The organism is Variovorax sp. 01T439_2, from assembly GCF_056398445.1.
Genome location: NZ_JBFTPJ010000015.1, coordinates 1 through 16,592 on the forward strand (window position 1 = coordinate 1; position 16,592 = coordinate 16,592).

Here is a 16,592-nt window from a genome sequence, read left to right on the forward strand (position 1 = left end):
GCTGGAAGGTGGGCGCGCGCGCGCCCGGCCAGGAGCCCACCTGCGCGCCGCTGCCGGCCGAGGGGCTGCTGCCCGGCGGCGTGCGCCTGCAGGGTCCGGCATGGCGGCTGCGCGGCATCGAGGCCGAGGTCGGCTTCCAGCTGGGCGCCGACCTGCCGCCGCGCGCCGCACCCTACACGCTGGCCGATGTGGCAGGCGCCGTCGAATCGGTGCTGCCGGTGATCGAGGTCGTCGAGACCCGGCTGGCCGACTGGTTCGGCGCCCATGCCAACGCCCTGCTGGCCGACCTGCTGAGCCATGGCGCGCTGGTGCTGGGGCAGCGCCAGCCCTTCGCGCCGGCCTGGTTCGACCTGCAGCGCGCCGAGGCCGCGCTGCACTTCGACGGGCAGACCGTCGCGCACACCGTGGGCGAGCATCCGAGCCCCGACGCGGGCGCGCTGCTGGTGTGGCTGGCCAACCATTGCGCCGCGCGCGGCGGGGGGCTCAAGGCCGGGCAGATCGTCACGAGCGGTTCGTGCACCGGCATGCTGTTCGCGTCGGCGGGCACTGCCGTGCGCGTGGAGATCGGCGAGCTCGCGCCCGTGGCCCTCTCGTTCTGACGTCTTCTTGCGGCACCGCCGCGGCCGGAACCCATGTCCGGAAACAGCGAGCGCCGCGCCCGCGGCGGCCGCACACTTTCGGCATGCCGACCTCTCCTGCCCACATCGTCCGCGCCCTCGACTGGCCCCGCATCGAAACCGACCTCGCCACGCGCGGCTGCGCAACCACGGGCGTGCTGTTCAGCCCGAAGGAATGCGCCGCGCTGGCCGCGCTGTACGACGAGCCCGGCCATTTCCGCAGCCGCGTGGTGATGCAGCGCCACGGCTTCGGCCAGGGCGAGTACCAGTACTTCGGCAACCCGCTGCCGGCTCCGGTCGCGGCCTGGCGCAGCGCGCTGTACGAGCGCCTCGCGCCGCTCGCGAACGCATGGGCCGCCGCGATGGGCCAGCCGGCCGACTACCCGGCGGACCACGCGGCCTACCTCGCGCGCTGCCATGCGGCGGGCCAGCTGCGGCCCACGCCGCTGCTGCTGCGCTACGGTGAAGGCGACTACAACTGCCTGCACCAGGACCTSTACGGCGACCTGCAGTTTCCGATGCAGCTCACGGTGCTGCTGAGCCGGCCGGGCGACGACTTCACGGGCGGCGAATTCGTGCTCACCGAGCAGCGCCCGCGCATGCAGTCGCGCGCCGAGGTGGTGGCGCTCGCGCAGGGCGAGGCGGTGGTCTTCGCGGTCAACCAGCGGCCCGTGGCGGGCACGCGCGGCAGCTACCGCGTCACCATGCGGCACGGCGTGAGCCGCGTGCGCGCGGGGCGGCGGCACACGCTGGGAATCATCTTCCACGACGCGCGCTAGCCAAGCCCGCGTCTTGCGCACGACCGTGCCATGACGCGCGCGGCCCGAAGTCGCGCAAAATCCGCCCTGCACCCCGGGTGCTCGCCATGATTTCCGACAACCAAACGATCGGAGCAGCGAGCGGCCGGATGCGATCCGCGGCCCGACGTGACGGCCGCGGGTGCGTTCGAGTGGTCGACAGGGAGCTGTATGAACAAGAAGAACTCATCCGGGTCTGCGGGTGGGGCGGGAAAGCCGCCTCTCGCATTCTTTGAATTTTCCGCCGCCGTGGCGCGGCTTTCGCGCCGCTTCAGGGTCGACGTGAGCACCATCGTGAGCGCGGTGGCGCTGACGCAGTCGCTGCTGCTGGCCACGCTCGGCTACTGGGGCTCGCAGCGGCTGGTGGCGAAGATCGGCGCCTCCGCGCACGCGGCCAACCACTACCGCACCGAGGACAACATGCTCGCGGTCCTCGCCAAGACCGAGTCGGCGGTCGGTGCGCTGGCCGGCGCGCCCAGCCTCGGCGCCGCGGGCGAGCATGCCCAGCGCACGGCCGAGCTTCTGTGGACCCTGCTGCAGCAGGCGCCCGAGCTCGACAGCCTCTACGTGGCCGACGACACGGGCCAGATGCTGATGGCGCTGCGCTACCCGGTGCCGGCCATCCGGCGCATCGCGCGCGGCGCGGGCACCGGCGAACTCGCCATCGAGACCTGGCAGTACAAGCTGCCGCCCGCGCCCGAGATCGACGCGCAGCAGCGCTTCGCCACGCAGCGCATCGAGTCCTTCCGCAGCGGCTACGACCCGCGGCTGCAGCGCTGGTACCAGCAGGCGCGCCAGACGCAAAGGCCCGTGTGGACCGCGCCCTACGCCTTCGCCGCGACGCAGGAGCTGGGCGTGAGCTATGCCTTGCCCAGCAAGCGCCGCGCGGCCGAAGGCGGCCCCCGGCTGCTGGTGGTGGGCGGCGATGTCTCGCTGGGCCGGCTCTCGCAGTTCGTGCGGCTGTTCGCAAGCGACGGCCGCGGCGACGGCGCCCTGCTGGACGCCGGCGACCAGGTGCTCGCGCGCAGCGACCAGCCCGGCGTGCTGCGCCAGCCCGAGCCGCCCACCGGCGTGCTGGGCGCGCTGCACGCCCAGATGCTGGAGAACCGCACGCCGGACGGCGCGGGCGGCGCGGCCTTCTCGTTCGAGCACGAAGGGCGCGGCTACCTGGCCCAGGCTTCGCGCATTCCTTCGGCCGGCTGGCAGCTGGTGAGCTGGGTGCCCGAGGACTTCGTGCTCGGCGCCCTGCGGCGCGCCGTGCTGTGGTGGCTGCTGCTGGGCCTGGCGCTGCTCGCGGCCGCGCTGTTCGTGTCGCTGCAGCTGTCCAGGCTGGTCACCTCGCCGGTCGAGAAGCTCGCGCAAATCGCGCGCCGCATCGGCCTGCTGGAGCTCGACGACCTGCCGCGCGAGCCGAGCCGCGTGCTCGAGATCCAGAACCTGGACCGGGCGCTGGACGAATCGGCGCGCAGCCTCAGGGCGTTCAGCAAGTTCGTGCCGGTGGACGTGATCAGCCAGCTCGTGGCCGAGGGCCAGGCGCTGGCGCCCAGCGGCTCGCCGCGGCGCATGACCGTGATGTTCACCGACATCGAGGGCTTCACGCGGATCTCCGAATCGATGGAAGCCAATGTGCTGGTGCGCATGCTGACCGAATACTTCAACCTGGCCACCCGCGTGCTGGCGCGCTACGGCGGCGTGGTCGACAAGTTCATGGGCGACGGCATCATGGTGCTGTGGGGCGCGCCCGCCGACCTGAAGGACGCGGAGTACCGCGCCTGCCTGGCCGCGCTGCAGCTGCACATCGAGACGAGTGCGCTCAACCGCAGATGGCGCGCCGACGGGCTGCCCGAGTTCCGCACGCGCGTGGGCATCCACACCGGCGTGGCGATCGCGGGCGTGCTGGGTTCGAACGACCGGCTGTCCTACACGGCGCTGGGCGACGTGGTCAACGTGGCCAGCCGCATCGAGGGCATCAACAAGCAGCTGGGCACGCACACGCTGATCTCGGAGGTCACCTGCGCGGGCCTGAAGGGCCGGCTGCAGACGCGCCGCATCGACGAGCGGGTGGCGCTGCGCGGCCGCCAGACGCGCATGGTGCTCTACGAACTGCTGATGCCCTGAGAGGCCGCGGCGCGCCGCGCGGCAAACTCCACGTACCAGCCGAGCGAGCCGGGGTTGGCCATGGCCTCGGGGTTGACCACCTTCTGAAGCGGCTGGCCCAGCAGCAGCTTCTTGATCGGCAGCTCCTGCTTCTTGCCCGAGAGCGTGCGCGGGATCTCGGCCACCTGGAAGATGTCGTTGGGCAGGAAGCGCGGCGAGAGCGAGGTCTTGATCGCGTGGTTGATCTTGCCGCGCATCGCATCGTCGAGCGCCACGCCGGGGCGCAGCACCACGAACAGCGGCATGTAGCTTTCGCGGCCCAGGTATTCGAGGTCGACCACCATGGAGTCGAGCACCTCGGGCAGCGCCTCGACGGCGCTGTAGATCTCGCTGGTGCCCATGCGCAGGCCCTGGCGGTTGATGGTGGCGTCGCTGCGGCCGTAGATGATGCAGCCGCCGTCCTCGCCGATCCTGATCCAGTCGCCGTGGCGCCAGACGCCGGGGTAGGTGTCGAAGTAGCTCGACAGGTAGCGCGCGTTGCCTTCGTCGCCCCAGAAGTACAGCGGCATCGATGGGATGGGCCGCGTGCAGACCAGCTCGCCCACCTCGCCGATGACGGGCTTGCCGTCCTCGTTCCAGGCTTCCACCGCATGGCCGATCTGGCGGCACTGCATCTGCCCGGGCACTTCGGGCAGCTCGCGGTTGCCGCCGACGAAGGCGCCGCAAAAATCCGTGCCACCGGAAATGTTGCACCACCACACGCTGCTCGCGCCCGCAGCCATCAGCTGCGCCGTGCCCCAGCGCTGCACCTCTTCCGACAGCGGCGAGCCGGTGCTGCCGAGCGCGCGCACGCGCGACAGGTCGCCGCACTCGGCCGCCACCACGCCGGCCTTCATGCAGTTGGTGAAGTAGGCCGCGCCGGCACCGAAGAAAGTGATGCGGTGCTTCGCGACGAAGCGCCACAGCACGGCCCAGTCGGGCTTCTCCTTGCTGCCGGCCGGATGGCCGTCGTAGATGACGATGGTCGCGCCGAAGGCCAGGCCCGCGAGCTGGCAGTTCCACATGACCCAGCCGGTCGAGCTGTACCAGTGGAAGCGCTCGTCGTAGTTGTTGGCGCCGTAGCTTGCGCCGATGTCGTTGTGCAGGCCGCAGGCGTACATCGTCATGATGATGCCGCCTTGCCCGTGCACGATGGGCTTGGGCAGGCCGGTGGTGCCGCTCGAATAGACGATCCAGATCGGGTGGTCGAAGGGCAGCCATTCGGGCTCGAAGGCCGCCACCTCGGCGTCGCGGCGCGCGCTGGCGGTCTGCCAGTCGGCGTCGGCGGCGAGCTGCTGCGCGGCATGGGGCGTCCGCAGCAACAGCAGCTTCTGCACGCTGGGCAGCGCATCGCGCAGCTCCTGCACCACCGCGCTGCGGTCGATGGGCTTGGCACCGTAGTGCACGCCGTCGGCGGCGATCAGCAGCTTGGGCTCGATCTGGCGGAAGCGGTCGACCACGGCGGCCGTGCCCATGTCGGGCGCGCACACGCTCCACACCGCGCCGATGCTCGAACACGCGAGAAAGGCCACCATGGTCTCGGGCACATTGGGCAGGTAGGCGGCCACGCGGTCGCCGCGCTGCACACCCAGCGACTTGAGCGTGAGCGCCACCGAGGCCACCTGCCGGCGCAGCTCGGGCCACGGCATCTCGCGCACTTCGCCCAGCTCGTTGTCGCTCACGATGGCCGGCAGGCCGGCCGCATGCGCCGCATCGGCATGGCGCAGCACCTCGCGCGCGTAGTTGACCTCGGCGCCCGGAAACCACGTGGCGCCGGGCATGCGGTCGTCGGCCAGCACCGCCGTGTGCGGCGTGGGCGACACGATGCCCATGTAGTCCCAGATGCTCTGCCAGAAGGCGTCGAGATCGGTCACGGACCAGCGCCACAGCGCGTCATAGGTGTCGAAGGACAGGCCGCGCTGCTCGCGCAGCCAGTCCTGGTAGAGGCGGATCTGGGGAATGTTGGGAGCGGGCATGCACCGAGCCTAATGCCGCATTCCGCGCCGTTCAACCGGGTTTGACCTCAGGGTTTGTACGCGTGTTCAATAGTTTTGTACAGACGTTCAATACGCCCGATGAACGCCCGCACCCCGCCCGCCAGGCGAAGCGCCCACCGCGCCCCGGCCGCCGCTGCCGAAGCGGCCCGGCCCGATCGGCGCCACGCCATCCTGCTGGCGGCGGAAAAGCTTTTTGCGCAGCACGGCTACCACGCGGTCACCATCCGCCAGATCGCCGAGGAAGCGGGCGTGCCGCTGGCGCTGGTGGGCTACTACTTCGGCCCGAAGCACGAGCTCTTCCACGCGATCTTCGAGCACTGGAGCCACAGCATCGAGGAACGGCTCGCGGGCCTCAAGGCCGTGGATAACGACCCTGACGACGCACGCACGCTGCCGCGCATCATCGAGGCCTTCACCGGACCGGTGCTGGCGCTGCGTGCGAGCGCCGAGGGCGAGTACTACGCGCTGCTGGTGGCGCGCGAGCTCTACCACGCCACCGAGGAAGCCGACCGCGTGCTGCGCGGCTACTTCGACCCGCTGGCCGAGGCCTACATCGACGCGCTGCACGTCGCGCTGCCGCATGCCACGCGCGGGCAGGCCGCCTGGGGCTACCAGTTCTCGCTCGGGGCGCTGCTGCACCACCTGAACGACAGCCGCATCGAGCGGCTCTCGCGCGGCGAGAACCGGCGCAGCGATCCGGCCGTGGCACCGATGCTGGTGAACTTCATCGTCGGCGGGCTGCGCGCCGCGCTGCCGCGACCCAAGGCCCCGCAGAAGAAAACCACTCCCAGGAGACAGAAGACATGATGAAACGACGCACCCTGCTGTCGGCGCTGGCCGCCGCCTCGGCCGCCGCGGCGCTGCCCTCGCGCGCGCAATCGAACCCGAAGATCGTGTTCGGCTACACGGCCGTGTCCGACTTCGCCTCGGTCTTCGTGGCCGCGGAAGAGGGCTACTTCAAGAAGCGCAATCTCGACGTCGAGCTCAAGTTCATTCCGCTCAACTCCACCATTCCCGCGGCGCTGCAGTCCGACTCGCTGCAGATCGGCGGGCCCACGCCCTCGGTGTTCCTGCAGGCGGTGGACGGCGGGCTCGACCTGGTGCTGGTGGCCGGCGGCGGCCTCACCTCCAAGACCATCACGGGCTTCGGCCTGGTGGCGCGTGCGGGCTCGGGCATCAAGGGGCCGCAGGACTGCGTGGGCAAGAAGATCGGCGTGCCGGGGCTCGGCGCGTTCCTGCACGTGACCTTCCGTGCCTGGCTCAAGGAGAGCGGCGTGGACTACCGCAAGGTCAACTTCGTCGAGGCCTCGTTCCCGCAGCATGCCGACCTGCTGCGCGGCGGCTCGGTCGACGCGGTGGTGTCGGCCGATCCGTTCATGAGCCGCATCACCGAGAGCGGCGCGGGCTACGTGGCCTCGTACTACTCCACCTTCCTGCCCGAGAACAACCAGACCATCGTGCATGCGGCCAAGCGCGAGTGGGTGGCGAAGAACCCGGGCGCCGCGCGCGCGTTCCGCGAGTCGCTGGTCGAGGCCGCGGCCTTCATGCAGCAGCCCAGGAACGACGCCACGGTGCGCGCGGCCATCGGCAAGTACATCAAGCTGCCGCCCGAGGTGCTCGCGAAGATCCAGATCTCGCCGCCCGGCGCCACGGTGAGCGAGAAGCAGCTGGGCTACTGGGTCGGCCTGATGAAGGACCAGGACATGCTCAAGACCTCCATCGACGTTGCGAAGCTGATCGCCAAGTGAGCACGGCCGCCGACTTCCTTCGCTTCGACGGCGTCGCGATCCGGCTCGGCGGACGCGAGATCCTGTCGCCCACCTCGTTCGACGTGGCGCGCGGCGAGTTCGTCTGCATCGTGGGGCCGAGCGGCTGCGGCAAGACCACGCTGCTGCGCGCGGCCAGCGGCCTGGTCGCCGCGAGCGCCGGCGAGGTGCGGCGCAAGGGCGTGAAGATGAGCGAGCCGTCGCGCGAAGTGGCCTTCGTGTTCCAGGACTACGGCCGCGCGCTGCTGCCCTGGCGCACCGTGGAAGGCAATGTGAGCCTCGCACTCGAAGCAGCCGGCGTGCCTGCGGCCGAGCGCGCGCCGCGCATTGCCGAGGTGCTCGGCAAGGTCGGCCTCGCGAAGCATGCGCAGAAGTTTCCGGTGCAGCTTTCGGGCGGCATGCAGCAGCGCGCGCAGATTGCCCGCTGCCTCGCGCAGAAGCCCGAGCTCATGATGATGGACGAGCCCTTCGGCGCGCTCGATGCGCTCACGCGCCAGAGCCTGCAGGACGAGCTCGCGCGGCTGGTGCGCGACGACGGGCTCACGGTGCTGTTCGTCACGCACGATCTCGAAGAGGCCATCTACCTGGGCGACCGCGTGATCGCGCTGCAGGCCAACCCCGGGCCGGGGCGGCCCAGCCTGGCGCGGATGATCGACGTGAAGATTCCGCGGCCGCGCGACCAGCTCACGACCAAGGAGCATCCGGAATACCTGCAGCTGCGCCGTGAACTCTTCGCCTTCATCGAGCAAAGCCATGACTGAACGCCGCCTCCTGCGCTGGCTGCGGCCCTGGGTCTTTCCGGCCCTGCTGGTCGGCGCCTTCGAGTGGTATGCGCGGCGCGCGGCCGCTTTGGGCAGCGATGCGCTCGCCCCGCCGAGCGCGGCGGCCCGCGCCTTCATGGGCGCGGCGCTCGATGGCTCGCTGTGGCAGGCCACGGGCTTCACGCTGGGCACGGCCGCGCTCGGCCTGCTGCTGGGTGCGGTGCTGGGCATTGCGCTGGGCCTGGTGCTCGGGCTCTCGCGCCGCGCGGCGCAGCTCGGCTCGCTTTCCATCGAGGTGCTGCGGCCCGTGCCCTCGGTGGCGCTGATTCCGCTCGCGATGCTGACCTTCGGTTTCGGCGTGCGCATGGAACTGGCCATCGTCGCCTTTGCCACCTTCTGGCCGCTGCTGGTGCTGGTGCAGTCGGCGGTGCAGCAGATCGAACCGCGGCTGCTCGAGGTGAGCCGCGTGCTGGGGCTCTCGGCGCGCGAGCGTGCCTTCAAGATCGTGCTGCCGGCCATCGCGGCGCGCCTGTTCGTGGCGCTGCGCCTCGGCGTGGCGGTGGCGCTGGTGGTGGCCGTCACGGTGGAGATTGCGGCCAATCCCAATGGCATGGGCTACGCGATGATGATCGCGCAGCAGAGCTTCGACCCCGCGCTGATGCTTGCGTGGCTGGGCTGGATCGGCGTGGTGGGCTTTGCGGTCAATGCGGGCATGGTGCTGCTGCAGCGCGTGGTGGCTCGGCGCATGGGGGTGCTGCCATGAACGGCAACGGCCGCGTTGGCATCTTGGTGAACCGGCTCGGCTCGCTTGCCGTGCTCCTTGCATTGATTGCGCTGTGGTGGATGGCGAGCAACGCGGGCTGGGTGAGCCGCGTGTTCCTGCCGACACCGCAGGCCACCTTCGCCAGCCTGCTCGAAGGCCTCAACCTCCGCGGCCCGAACAGCAACGGCGAACTGCTCGCCTTCACGCAGGCCACGGTCGGCCGCATGCTGCAGGGCTGGCTGCTGGCGTCGCTGTTCGGCGTGCTGCTGGGCGCGGCCATCGGCGTGTCGCCCGCGGTGCGCGCGTGGGTGCAGCCGACGCTCGAATTCATTCGGCCGCTGCCCGCCTCCGCGCTGCTGCCGCTCGCGATCTCGATCTTCGGGCTGAACCCCGGCATGGTGCTGTTCGTGGTGGCCTTCGGCGCGATGTGGCCGGTGCTGCTGGCCACGGTGCACGGCTTCGCGGCCGTGGAGCCGCGGCTCTCGGAAGTGGCGCGCTGCCTGCAGATGTCGCGCGCGGCCTTTGTCTGGAAGATGGGCCTGCCCAACGCCATGCCCGACATCCTGGCCGGCATGCGGCTTGCGCTGACCATTGCGCTGATCGTCGCGGTGGTGGGCGAAATGATCGCCTCGCAAAGCGGCCTGGGCCAGGCCATTTTGCTGGCCGCGCGCGCCTTCCGCGCGAGCGACCTGTTCGCCGGCATCGTGCTGCTCGGGCTGATCGGCTTCGCGAGCAATGCGCTGCTGGCCTTTGCAGAGAAGCGGCTGCTGCGCTGGCAGCAGCCCTGACGCCCTCCCTCACACCCCATTCCACAAGGAGCCTCGCCATGCCACGCAAATTCGTCGACCTTTCGATCTTTCTCGAAAACGATGTGCTGTCCGATCCGCCGGCCTTCGCGCCCAAGATCCAGTACTTCACGCACGAGCAGACCTACGAGCAGATCGAGCCCTTCTTTCGGGGCCTCAAGAAAGAAGACCTGCCCGACGGCGAAGGCTGGGCCGTGGAGCTGGTGCAGCTTTCGACGCACAACGGCACGCACCTCGATGCGCCCTATCACTTCCACTCGACCATGGACAAGGCGCTGGGCGAGAAGAAGCCCGCCATCGCGATCCACGAGGTGCCGCTCGAATGGTGCTTCCAGCCCGGCGTGAAGCTCGACTTCCGCCACTTTGCCGATGGCTACGTGGTCACGGCCGGCGACGTCGAGGCCGAGCTCAAGCGCATCGGCCACACGCTGAGCCCGCTGGAGATCGTGGTGGTGAACACGCGCGCGGGCTCGCGCTACGGCCACAACGACTACGTCTCGGCCGGCGCGGGCATGGGCTACGAGGCCACCATGTATCTGCTGGAGCGCGGCGTGCGCCTCACGGGCACCGACGCCTGGAGCTGGGATGCGCCTTTCGTGCACACCGCCAGGAAGTACGGCGAGACGCACGACGCCTCGCTGATCTGGGAAGGCCACAAGGCCGGCCGCGACATCGGCTACTGCCACATCGAGAAGCTGCACAACCTCGAGGCGCTGCCGCCCACGGGCTTTTTCATCAGCTGCTTTCCGCACAAGATCCGCGGCGCATCGGCCGGCTGGACGCGCGCGGTGGCGATCTTCGACGATGCGCTGATGGCGTCGGCCTGAAACGCGGGAGGCCAGGGCCATGAATGCCGCGCTCAACCACACGCACGACGCCAACGCCAGGAGCTGGGTCGCCGCTGCCAACACGGAAGGCACCGACTTTCCGATCCAGAACCTGCCCTACGCGGTGTTCCGCCGCACCGGCAGCCCGCAGCCGTTCCGCGGCGGCGTGGCCATTGGCGACCAGGTGCTCGACATGGCCGCGCTCTCCGCACGCCAGCTGCTCGACGGACTTGCGCTCGATGCGGCCCGTGCCGCCGCGCTGCCAGCGCTCAACGATTTCTTCGCGCTCGGCGGCACCGCCTGGCGTGCGCTGCGCCACGCGGTGTTCGCCTTGCTGCGCGACGATGCACCGGCCGCCACGGCCAAGCTCGTGCGCGAATGCCTGGTGCCGCAGGCCGAGGTCGAATACACCTTGCCCGCGCGCATCGGCGACTACACCGACTTCTACACCTCCATCGACCATGCGCTGAACATCAGCCGCCTGATGAACCCCGAAGGCGACGTGACGCCCAACTTCCGCTGGATTCCGACGGCCTACCACGGGCGCGTGTCGACCATCGGCATCAGCGGCCAGCGCTTTCACCGCCCGATGGGGCAGACCATGGCGCCGGGCGCCAAGGCGCCCACCTTCCACGCCTGCGCGCGGCTCGACTACGAGCTCGAGCTTGGCATCTGGATCGGCGAAGGCAATGCGGCCGGCGAACCGATTCCGCTCGAACGCGCGGAAGAGCACATCTTCGGCATCTGCCTGCTCAACGACTGGTCGGCGCGCGACATCCAGTTCTGGGAGATGGCGCCGCTCGGTCCCTTCCTTGCGAAGAATTTCGCGACCACCATCTCGCCGTGGATCGTGACGATGGAGGCGCTCGCGCCCTACCGCCAGGCCTGGACGCGGCCCGCAAACGAGCCCCAGCCGCTGGCCTACCTCGAAAGCGGCGGCAACCGCGAAAGTGGCGCGATCGACATCCGGCTGGAGGTCTGGCTCGAAAGCGAGAAGGCGCGCAACGAGGGGAGCGGCCCTTCGCGCCTGTCGCGCACCAGCTTCAGGCACCAGTACTGGAGCGTGGCGCAGATGGTGGCGCACCACACGGTGGGCGGCTGCAGCCTGAACCCGGGCGACCTGTTCGGCAGCGGCACCATCTCGGGACCGGGGCCGGGCGAGGCCGGCGCGATCATCGAGCTGACGCGCGCCGCGCAAGACCCGGTCACGCTGGCCAACGGCGAGCAGCGCGGCTTCCTGGAAGATGGCGATGCAGTGCTGCTGCGCGGCTGGTGCGAGAAGCCGGGCCATGCGCGCATCGGCTTCGGCGAAAGCCGCGGGACGGTGCTGCCCGCCAAGGGCTGAAGGCATCCATCCGGCGCGCCAAAAGAAAAGGCCACCGCTGAGGGTGGCCTTTTGCATGAAATGTGGAGCGGGAAAAGAGTCTCGAACTCTCGACCTCAACCTTGGCAAGGTTGCGCTCTACCAACTGAGCTATTCCCGCATTTCGAGCCGCAGATTATAGCCTGGTTTTTTCAGGCCTTCTTCGGCTCCTCGCTCAGTGGCCGAACACCGAGGCACGGTGCAGCGAAATGCCGGCCATCACGCCATCGGCCGAAGCCATCGTGGCGTTGTGGAACATCATGGCCGCATCGCCGGCCGCGAACACGCCGGGCACCGTGGTCATCTTCATTGCGTCGGTGCGGATCAGCGGGCCGAAGCCGCCCTCGTCGATCGCGCATCCGAGCTGCTCGGCAAGCGGGCTTGCGAGGCGCGTGCGCGGCACCAGGAACATCGCATCGAGCGGCACGCGCCGGCCGTCCGCGAATCGGACGCCCGAGAGCTCGGTAGGCGACGGCCCCTCGAGCGCCGCGATGCGGCCCGGCTCGATCGCCACGCCGCGCGCCTGCAGCCTCGCGCGCGTCTCGTCGTCCACCGTGTTGTTGCCGTTGAGGAACAGCGTGGCCGATCCCCATTCGGCGAACAGGATCGCATGCTCGGGCGCATGCGGCTGCTCGATCAGGATGCCCAGGCGCCGGCCGCTGACTTCATAGCCGTGGCAGTACGGGCAGTGCAGCACGCTTCGGCCCCAGCGTTCGCGCACGCCCTCGATCTCAGGAAAGCCGTCCTCGACGCCGAAGGCGAGCACGATCCGGCTGGCCGTCAGCGGCGCGCCGCCGCCTTCGAGCGAAACAGCGAACCCGCCCGCGCCGTCGGCCCGCGCCTCGGCAACACGGCCCTCGACGAAGCTGGCATTCGGATACGCGAGCACCTTGGCGCGCGCATCGGCAATCATCTTCAAGGGCGGCGTGCCGTCCTGCCCGAAGAAGCCGTGCGAAGCGGCGGCGAAGCGGTTGCGCGGCGCGCCCGCGTCGACGATGCAGACCGTTTTTCGCGCGCGCGCAAGCTGCAGGGCAGCGGAAAGGCCGGCAAAGCTGCCGCCCACGACCAGAGCGTCATAGTGCATGTTCGATGTCCTTGCGAGTGAAGCCGCCGCCCGTCATGCGGCGATGAAAATCCCTGGAAAGATCGGCCAGCGTGATGCCGTTGAAACGCTCGAGCAGCAGGGCCTCGGCCTCGCGGCAGGCGCCGTCGAGCGCCGCATTCACGGCCTGCTCGACGATGCAGCCCGGGCTCTCGGTGCGGTTGCCCATGGCCAGCAGCGCCGGAGATCCCACCGCCTGGTGGATGTCGCCGAGCGTCACGGCATCGAGCGGGCACGACAGCACCCAGCCGCCGCCATGGCCCTTGGCCGAACTCACGAAGCCCGCCTCGCGCAGGCCCGCCATGACCCGGCGCACCACGACGGGATGGGTCTGCATGGCCATGGCCAGCGATTCGGAGGTGACGGGCCCCTCCATCTCGGCCATGTGCAGCAGTGCGTGGAGAACACCTGAAAGCTTGCTGTCTCGTTTCATGCAACATTATTAGTTGCGTGAAATCGGAAACACTCGAGAGGCCGCATTTGACCCTGCCGGCCGAACGGTTGTGCTGCCGCCGCCTGTTATCGTCGGCCGCCTTCACGACGACCGCATGCCCGCCGCTCCTCCCTCGACCCTGATCGACGCCGCCCTGCGCGGCGTGGCGATCGCGTTGCTGCTCCTGCTGGCACTGGTGCTCGGCCGCGACCGCCCTCGCCTGCCGGCTGCGCGTGCCGGCGTGGCATTGACGCTCGGCCTTTGCGTGCAGGTCATCGGCTCCACGCCGCTGTTCGAAGCGCTGGTGTCCGGGCTCTGGCAGGCGCCGCTGGTCGCCGTCTCCGTCGGCAACGCCGTGCTGTTCTGGGTCTTCGTGCAGGCGCTGTTCGACGACGATTTCACGCTGCGCCCGCTGCACGTCGCAGCCTGGGTCGCGGTCGCCACGCTGGCGGCATTCAACTGCGCGGTCGTGGCCGGCAGCGCCTCGGTGCTCGCGCCGATCACCATGGGTTTGCAGCGCGCCGTGCCGCTTGTGTTCGCGGTGCTTGCCGCACTGGCCGCGGCCTCGCACTGGCGTGAAGACTTGGTGGAGCGGCGCCGCAGGCTGCGCGTCTTCATCGTGGTGGCCGGCATCGGCTACAGCCTGGTGATGCTGGCAGTCCGGCTGGCTTCGCCGCATGGACGGCTTTCGGGGCTGTCGGCCACGGCGGACGTGGCAATGTTGCTCGCGATCGTGGCGGTGGTGGCCTGGCGGATGGTGCGGTTGGCGGGGTCGGACCTGTTCCCGGCGGCGAGCGTGCCGGCTGCGATGCCCGTGGTCGTTCTTGAAGACGCGCCGCCGCCCGAAACGCTCCCAAGCCCGGACCCCGAGCCCGATCCGGCCGAAGGCCGCCTCGCCGAATCCTTGCAGCACGCCATGGCCGTCGACCGCGCCTATCGCAGCGAAGACCTGAGTATCGCCAGCCTCGCCGCGCGGCTATCGGTGCCGGAATACCGGCTGCGGCGGCTCATCAACCAGCGCTTGGGGCACCGCAACTTCAACGCCTTCGTCAACAGTTTCCGGCTGGCCGAGGCCATGGCGGCGCTGGCCGATCCGGGCAAGCGCGACCTGCCCGTTCTCACCATCGCACTCACGGCAGGCTTCCAGTCCATCGGCCCGTTCAACCGCACGTTCAAGGCCGCCACCAGCCTCACGCCCACCGATTTCCGCAAGCAGAAGCTGGCCGATTCCTGAAATCGGCGCGCCGAAAGCCGCGCTTGCAGCTTTCGGCAAGACACGGCGGGCATGCCGCGGCATCGTCCGGTCCGCCGAGGGCATGGGCCTTCGATGACACAAGGAGTTCGGTCGATGCGACGTCTTTTCTTTTTCTTTACGGCCACGGCGCTCGCGCTGCTTTCCGGGCTGGCCCAGGCCGCGATGGGCCTGGCCGAGATTGCCGGCACGGCCGGCGATGGACCGGTCACGGTGTTCTATCCGTCAAGCGGCGAAGCCCGACTCGTCCGGCGCGGCCCCTTCACGCTGGACGTGGCTGCGCAGGGCACGCCCGTTCGCGGCAATGGCCGGCTGATCATGGTTTCGCACGGGTCGGGCGGTGCGCCCTGGGTGCATGCGGACCTGGCACGCACCCTGGTGGACGCCGGCTTCATCGTGGCCATGCCCGAGCACAAGGCCGACAACTACAAGGACGCCAGCAACCCCGGCCCGGACAGCTGGACGATGCGCCCGGCCGAGGTGTCGCGCGCCATCGACGCGGTCGCACACGATGCGCGCCTTGCGCCGCTGCTCGAACTCGACAAGGTGGGGATGTACGGCATGTCGGCCGGCGGCCACACCGCGCTGAGCCTGGCGGGCGGACGCTGGTCGCCAGCTGCATTCATGCGGCATTGCGAAGCCAACCTGGAAGGCGACTTCCAGACCTGCGTCGGACTGATCACGCGGCTGACCGGAAGCTGGTTCGACCGCATCAGGAAATGGGGCGCGCTGTTCGTGATCGGCCACCGCTTCGCGGACGCCACGTCGCGCGAGCACCAGGATCCGCGCATCGCCGCCGTGGCGGCCGGTGTGCCGGCGTCGGCCGATTTCGACATGGCCTCGCTCGCCGCGCCGCGCGTGCCGCTGGGGTTGATCACTGCGCAGCAGGACCGCTGGCTGGTGCCGCGCTATCACAGCGATCGCGTGCTCGCGGCCTGCCTGCCGCGCTGCGAACTGATCGCCGACCTGCCCACGGGCGGCCATGGCGCGCTGCTCTCGCCCCTGCCGCCCGGACTCACGGGGCTGATCGGCGAGCTGCTCAACGATCCGCCGGGATTCGGCCGCGCTGCATTGCTGCCGGAAGTGAACCGCAAGACGGCGGCTTTCTTCAGCGCGCACCTGCTGCCTTGACCGCTTTGAGCCGGGCCGCCTAACGCACGACCCCCCATTCCGGACGACGGAGGCGTCCCACACGCGCCGGGGGCCACCTCGCACACGGCGACATGTGCGCAGGTGGTCACGGTAGCGACCGAACTGGCCCAAAGCCGGTTCAGTGACCATTCAACGAAAGGAAAAGTCACCTATGAAGCAGCAACAACACAAATCCCTTTTCGTCGGCGCCTTGCTCGCAGGCCTTCTTGCCATGAGCGGCTTCGCACAGGCACAGAGCGTAGGCGTAGGCGTTGGCGTGGGCGTGAATGCCGACGTCAACACATCGGGCAGCGCGACCGCGCCCCAACGCCAAGGCGCCGCGGGCGCCGGTGCACGCACCGAGGGAAGTGCCGGCGGCAGTGCCGCCACGAATGCCGGTGTGCAACCGGTCGAAGTCCCCGGCAAGGCCGCAGGCGGGCTGGGCAACACCCTGGGCGGCGTGGTCGGCGGCGCGACGGGTGCGGTCGGCGGTGCCACCAACGCAGTCGGCGGTGCAACCAGCGCCGTGGGCGGTGCCACCAATGCCGCGACTGGCGCGGCCGGCAACGTGACCGGCGCGACCAATGTCGTCGGTGACACGGTGGGCGGCGTGACCGGTGCCGCAGGCTCGGCCGGCAGTGCGCTGAAGGCACCGGCCGTGGGCGCCAAGGCCAGCGGCAAGGCCAAGGGATCCGGCGCGGTCGACGTCAAGAAATAAGCACTTCGCTCAGGGAAAGAAGCCCGCGGTGCGCCTGCGCCGCGGGCTTTTTTTAGCTTGCCTCGAGCCTGAACAGGCTCGTCACTTCCACGTCGAGCACCATCAGCTCGCGCTGGTTGAAGA

General features: G+C 69.7%; 16 protein-coding genes and 1 tRNA gene. 13 read left to right on the forward strand and 4 right to left on the reverse strand.

The annotated features are described in order from the left end of the window. From AC1DOC_RS01435 to AC1DOC_RS01445, 3 genes are all read left to right on the forward strand, one after another. On the forward strand, window positions 1-599 hold a 599-nt coding region (locus AC1DOC_RS01435), incomplete at its 5' end, for a 2-keto-4-pentenoate hydratase (protein WP_478081933.1). An 83-nt stretch (window positions 600-682) separates the two neighbouring features. Beyond that, a complete protein-coding gene (locus AC1DOC_RS01440; protein ID WP_436299205.1) occupies window positions 683-1,396 on the forward strand; it encodes a 2OG-Fe(II) oxygenase in 714 nt (237 codons plus the stop codon). Between the two features lie 189 nt (window positions 1,397-1,585). Then, a complete protein-coding gene (locus AC1DOC_RS01445) occupies window positions 1,586-3,532 on the forward strand; it encodes an adenylate/guanylate cyclase domain-containing protein (RefSeq protein WP_478081935.1) in 1,947 nt (648 codons plus the stop codon). Here AC1DOC_RS01445 and AC1DOC_RS01450 read toward each other — a convergent pair. Further along, window positions 3,511-5,526 carry an acetoacetate--CoA ligase gene (locus tag AC1DOC_RS01450; RefSeq protein WP_436299202.1) on the reverse strand — a complete coding sequence of 672 codons (2,016 nt, stop codon included), beginning with the start codon at window positions 5,524-5,526 and terminating at the stop codon, window positions 3,511-3,513. The two genes, AC1DOC_RS01445 and AC1DOC_RS01450, sit on opposite strands and share 22 nt — an antisense overlap. Window positions 5,527-5,625: 99 nt before the next feature. On the opposite strand from AC1DOC_RS01450, the gene AC1DOC_RS01455 reads away from it, so the two are divergent. Genes AC1DOC_RS01455 through fahA form a run of 7 tightly spaced genes read left to right on the forward strand, consistent with a single transcriptional unit; the run spans window position 5,626 to window position 11,815 of the window. Continuing rightward, on the forward strand, window positions 5,626-6,354 hold the full coding sequence (locus tag AC1DOC_RS01455; RefSeq protein ID WP_436299201.1) for a TetR/AcrR family transcriptional regulator: 729 nt from the start codon (window positions 5,626-5,628) through the stop codon (window positions 6,352-6,354). After that, on the forward strand, window positions 6,351-7,295 hold the full coding sequence (locus AC1DOC_RS01460; RefSeq protein ID WP_018903339.1) for an ABC transporter substrate-binding protein: 945 nt from the start codon (window positions 6,351-6,353) through the stop codon (window positions 7,293-7,295). The genes AC1DOC_RS01455 and AC1DOC_RS01460 overlap by 4 nt, the downstream gene beginning before the upstream one ends. After that, window positions 7,292-8,074, forward strand: a complete 783-nt coding sequence (locus tag AC1DOC_RS01465; RefSeq protein ID WP_018903340.1) for an ABC transporter ATP-binding protein — start codon at window positions 7,292-7,294, stop codon at window positions 8,072-8,074. The genes AC1DOC_RS01460 and AC1DOC_RS01465 overlap by 4 nt, the downstream gene beginning before the upstream one ends. Further along, entirely contained in the window at window positions 8,067-8,837 is a 771-nt protein-coding gene (locus AC1DOC_RS01470) for an ABC transporter permease (RefSeq protein WP_018903341.1), read from the forward strand. The genes AC1DOC_RS01465 and AC1DOC_RS01470 overlap by 8 nt, the downstream gene beginning before the upstream one ends. Beyond that, on the forward strand, window positions 8,834-9,625 hold the full coding sequence (locus AC1DOC_RS01475; RefSeq protein ID WP_436299200.1) for an ABC transporter permease: 792 nt from the start codon (window positions 8,834-8,836) through the stop codon (window positions 9,623-9,625). The genes AC1DOC_RS01470 and AC1DOC_RS01475 overlap by 4 nt, the downstream gene beginning before the upstream one ends. A gap of 38 nt (window positions 9,626-9,663) precedes the next feature. Continuing rightward, window positions 9,664-10,470 carry a cyclase family protein gene (locus AC1DOC_RS01480; protein ID WP_436299199.1) on the forward strand — a complete coding sequence of 269 codons (807 nt, stop codon included), beginning with the start codon at window positions 9,664-9,666 and terminating at the stop codon, window positions 10,468-10,470. Window positions 10,471-10,489: 19 nt separating this feature from the next. After that, the gene (fahA, locus tag AC1DOC_RS01485; protein ID WP_436299198.1) at window positions 10,490-11,815 is read left to right on the forward strand and encodes a fumarylacetoacetase; all 1,326 of its coding nucleotides are present in this window, start codon (window positions 10,490-10,492) and stop codon (window positions 11,813-11,815) included. Window positions 11,816-11,878: 63 nt separating this feature from the next. Here the strand turns inward: fahA and AC1DOC_RS01490 are convergent. From AC1DOC_RS01490 to AC1DOC_RS01500, 3 genes are all read right to left on the reverse strand, one after another. Then, window positions 11,879-11,954 (reverse strand) — tRNA-Gly (locus AC1DOC_RS01490). 54 nt (window positions 11,955-12,008) lie between these two features. After that, on the reverse strand, window positions 12,009-12,917 hold the full coding sequence (locus AC1DOC_RS01495) for an NAD(P)/FAD-dependent oxidoreductase (RefSeq protein ID WP_436299197.1): 909 nt from the start codon (window positions 12,915-12,917) through the stop codon (window positions 12,009-12,011). Then, window positions 12,907-13,368 carry an RrF2 family transcriptional regulator gene (locus AC1DOC_RS01500; RefSeq protein ID WP_436299196.1) on the reverse strand — a complete coding sequence of 154 codons (462 nt, stop codon included), beginning with the start codon at window positions 13,366-13,368 and terminating at the stop codon, window positions 12,907-12,909. Before AC1DOC_RS01500 ends, AC1DOC_RS01495 begins: the two co-directional genes overlap by 11 nt. A gap of 115 nt (window positions 13,369-13,483) precedes the next feature. Between AC1DOC_RS01500 and AC1DOC_RS01505 the strand changes: the two genes are divergently transcribed. From AC1DOC_RS01505 to AC1DOC_RS01515, 3 genes are all read left to right on the forward strand, one after another. Next, window positions 13,484-14,602 (forward strand): AraC family transcriptional regulator, encoded by a 1,119-nt coding sequence (locus AC1DOC_RS01505; protein ID WP_436299195.1) that lies wholly within the window; start codon window positions 13,484-13,486, stop codon window positions 14,600-14,602. A gap of 114 nt (window positions 14,603-14,716) precedes the next feature. After that, window positions 14,717-15,751: an alpha/beta hydrolase family protein gene (locus AC1DOC_RS01510; RefSeq protein WP_278877898.1), complete on the forward strand. Its 1,035-nt coding sequence runs from the start codon at window positions 14,717-14,719 to the stop codon at window positions 15,749-15,751. A 172-nt stretch (window positions 15,752-15,923) separates the two neighbouring features. Further along, window positions 15,924-16,469, forward strand: a complete 546-nt coding sequence (locus tag AC1DOC_RS01515; RefSeq protein ID WP_436299194.1) for an adhesin — start codon at window positions 15,924-15,926, stop codon at window positions 16,467-16,469. Window positions 16,470-16,592 lie beyond the last annotated feature (123 nt).

Bases quoted from the DNA above. Each gene is read 5' to 3' on its own strand.
- AC1DOC_RS01445 (WP_478081935.1), top strand. From the start codon at position 1,586: ATGAACAAGAAGAACTCATCCGGGTCTGCGGGTGGGGCGGGAAAGCCG.
- AC1DOC_RS01510 (WP_278877898.1), top strand. From the start codon at position 14,717: ATGCGACGTCTTTTCTTTTTCTTTACGGCCACGGCGCTCGCGCTGCTT.
- AC1DOC_RS01455 (WP_436299201.1), top strand. From the start codon at position 5,626: ATGAACGCCCGCACCCCGCCCGCCAGGCGAAGCGCCCACCGCGCCCCG.
- AC1DOC_RS01470 (WP_018903341.1), top strand. From the start codon at position 8,067: ATGACTGAACGCCGCCTCCTGCGCTGGCTGCGGCCCTGGGTCTTTCCG.
- AC1DOC_RS01460 (WP_018903339.1), top strand. From the start codon at position 6,351: ATGATGAAACGACGCACCCTGCTGTCGGCGCTGGCCGCCGCCTCGGCC.
- AC1DOC_RS01505 (WP_436299195.1), top strand. From the start codon at position 13,484: ATGCCCGCCGCTCCTCCCTCGACCCTGATCGACGCCGCCCTGCGCGGC.
- fahA (WP_436299198.1), top strand. From the start codon at position 10,490: ATGAATGCCGCGCTCAACCACACGCACGACGCCAACGCCAGGAGCTGG.
- AC1DOC_RS01495 (WP_436299197.1), bottom strand. From the start codon at position 12,917: ATGCACTATGACGCTCTGGTCGTGGGCGGCAGCTTTGCCGGCCTTTCC.
- AC1DOC_RS01475 (WP_436299200.1), top strand. From the start codon at position 8,834: ATGAACGGCAACGGCCGCGTTGGCATCTTGGTGAACCGGCTCGGCTCG.
- AC1DOC_RS01515 (WP_436299194.1), top strand. From the start codon at position 15,924: ATGAAGCAGCAACAACACAAATCCCTTTTCGTCGGCGCCTTGCTCGCA.
- AC1DOC_RS01450 (WP_436299202.1), bottom strand. From the start codon at position 5,526: ATGCCCGCTCCCAACATTCCCCAGATCCGCCTCTACCAGGACTGGCTG.
- AC1DOC_RS01500 (WP_436299196.1), bottom strand. From the start codon at position 13,368: ATGAAACGAGACAGCAAGCTTTCAGGTGTTCTCCACGCACTGCTGCAC.
- AC1DOC_RS01480 (WP_436299199.1), top strand. From the start codon at position 9,664: ATGCCACGCAAATTCGTCGACCTTTCGATCTTTCTCGAAAACGATGTG.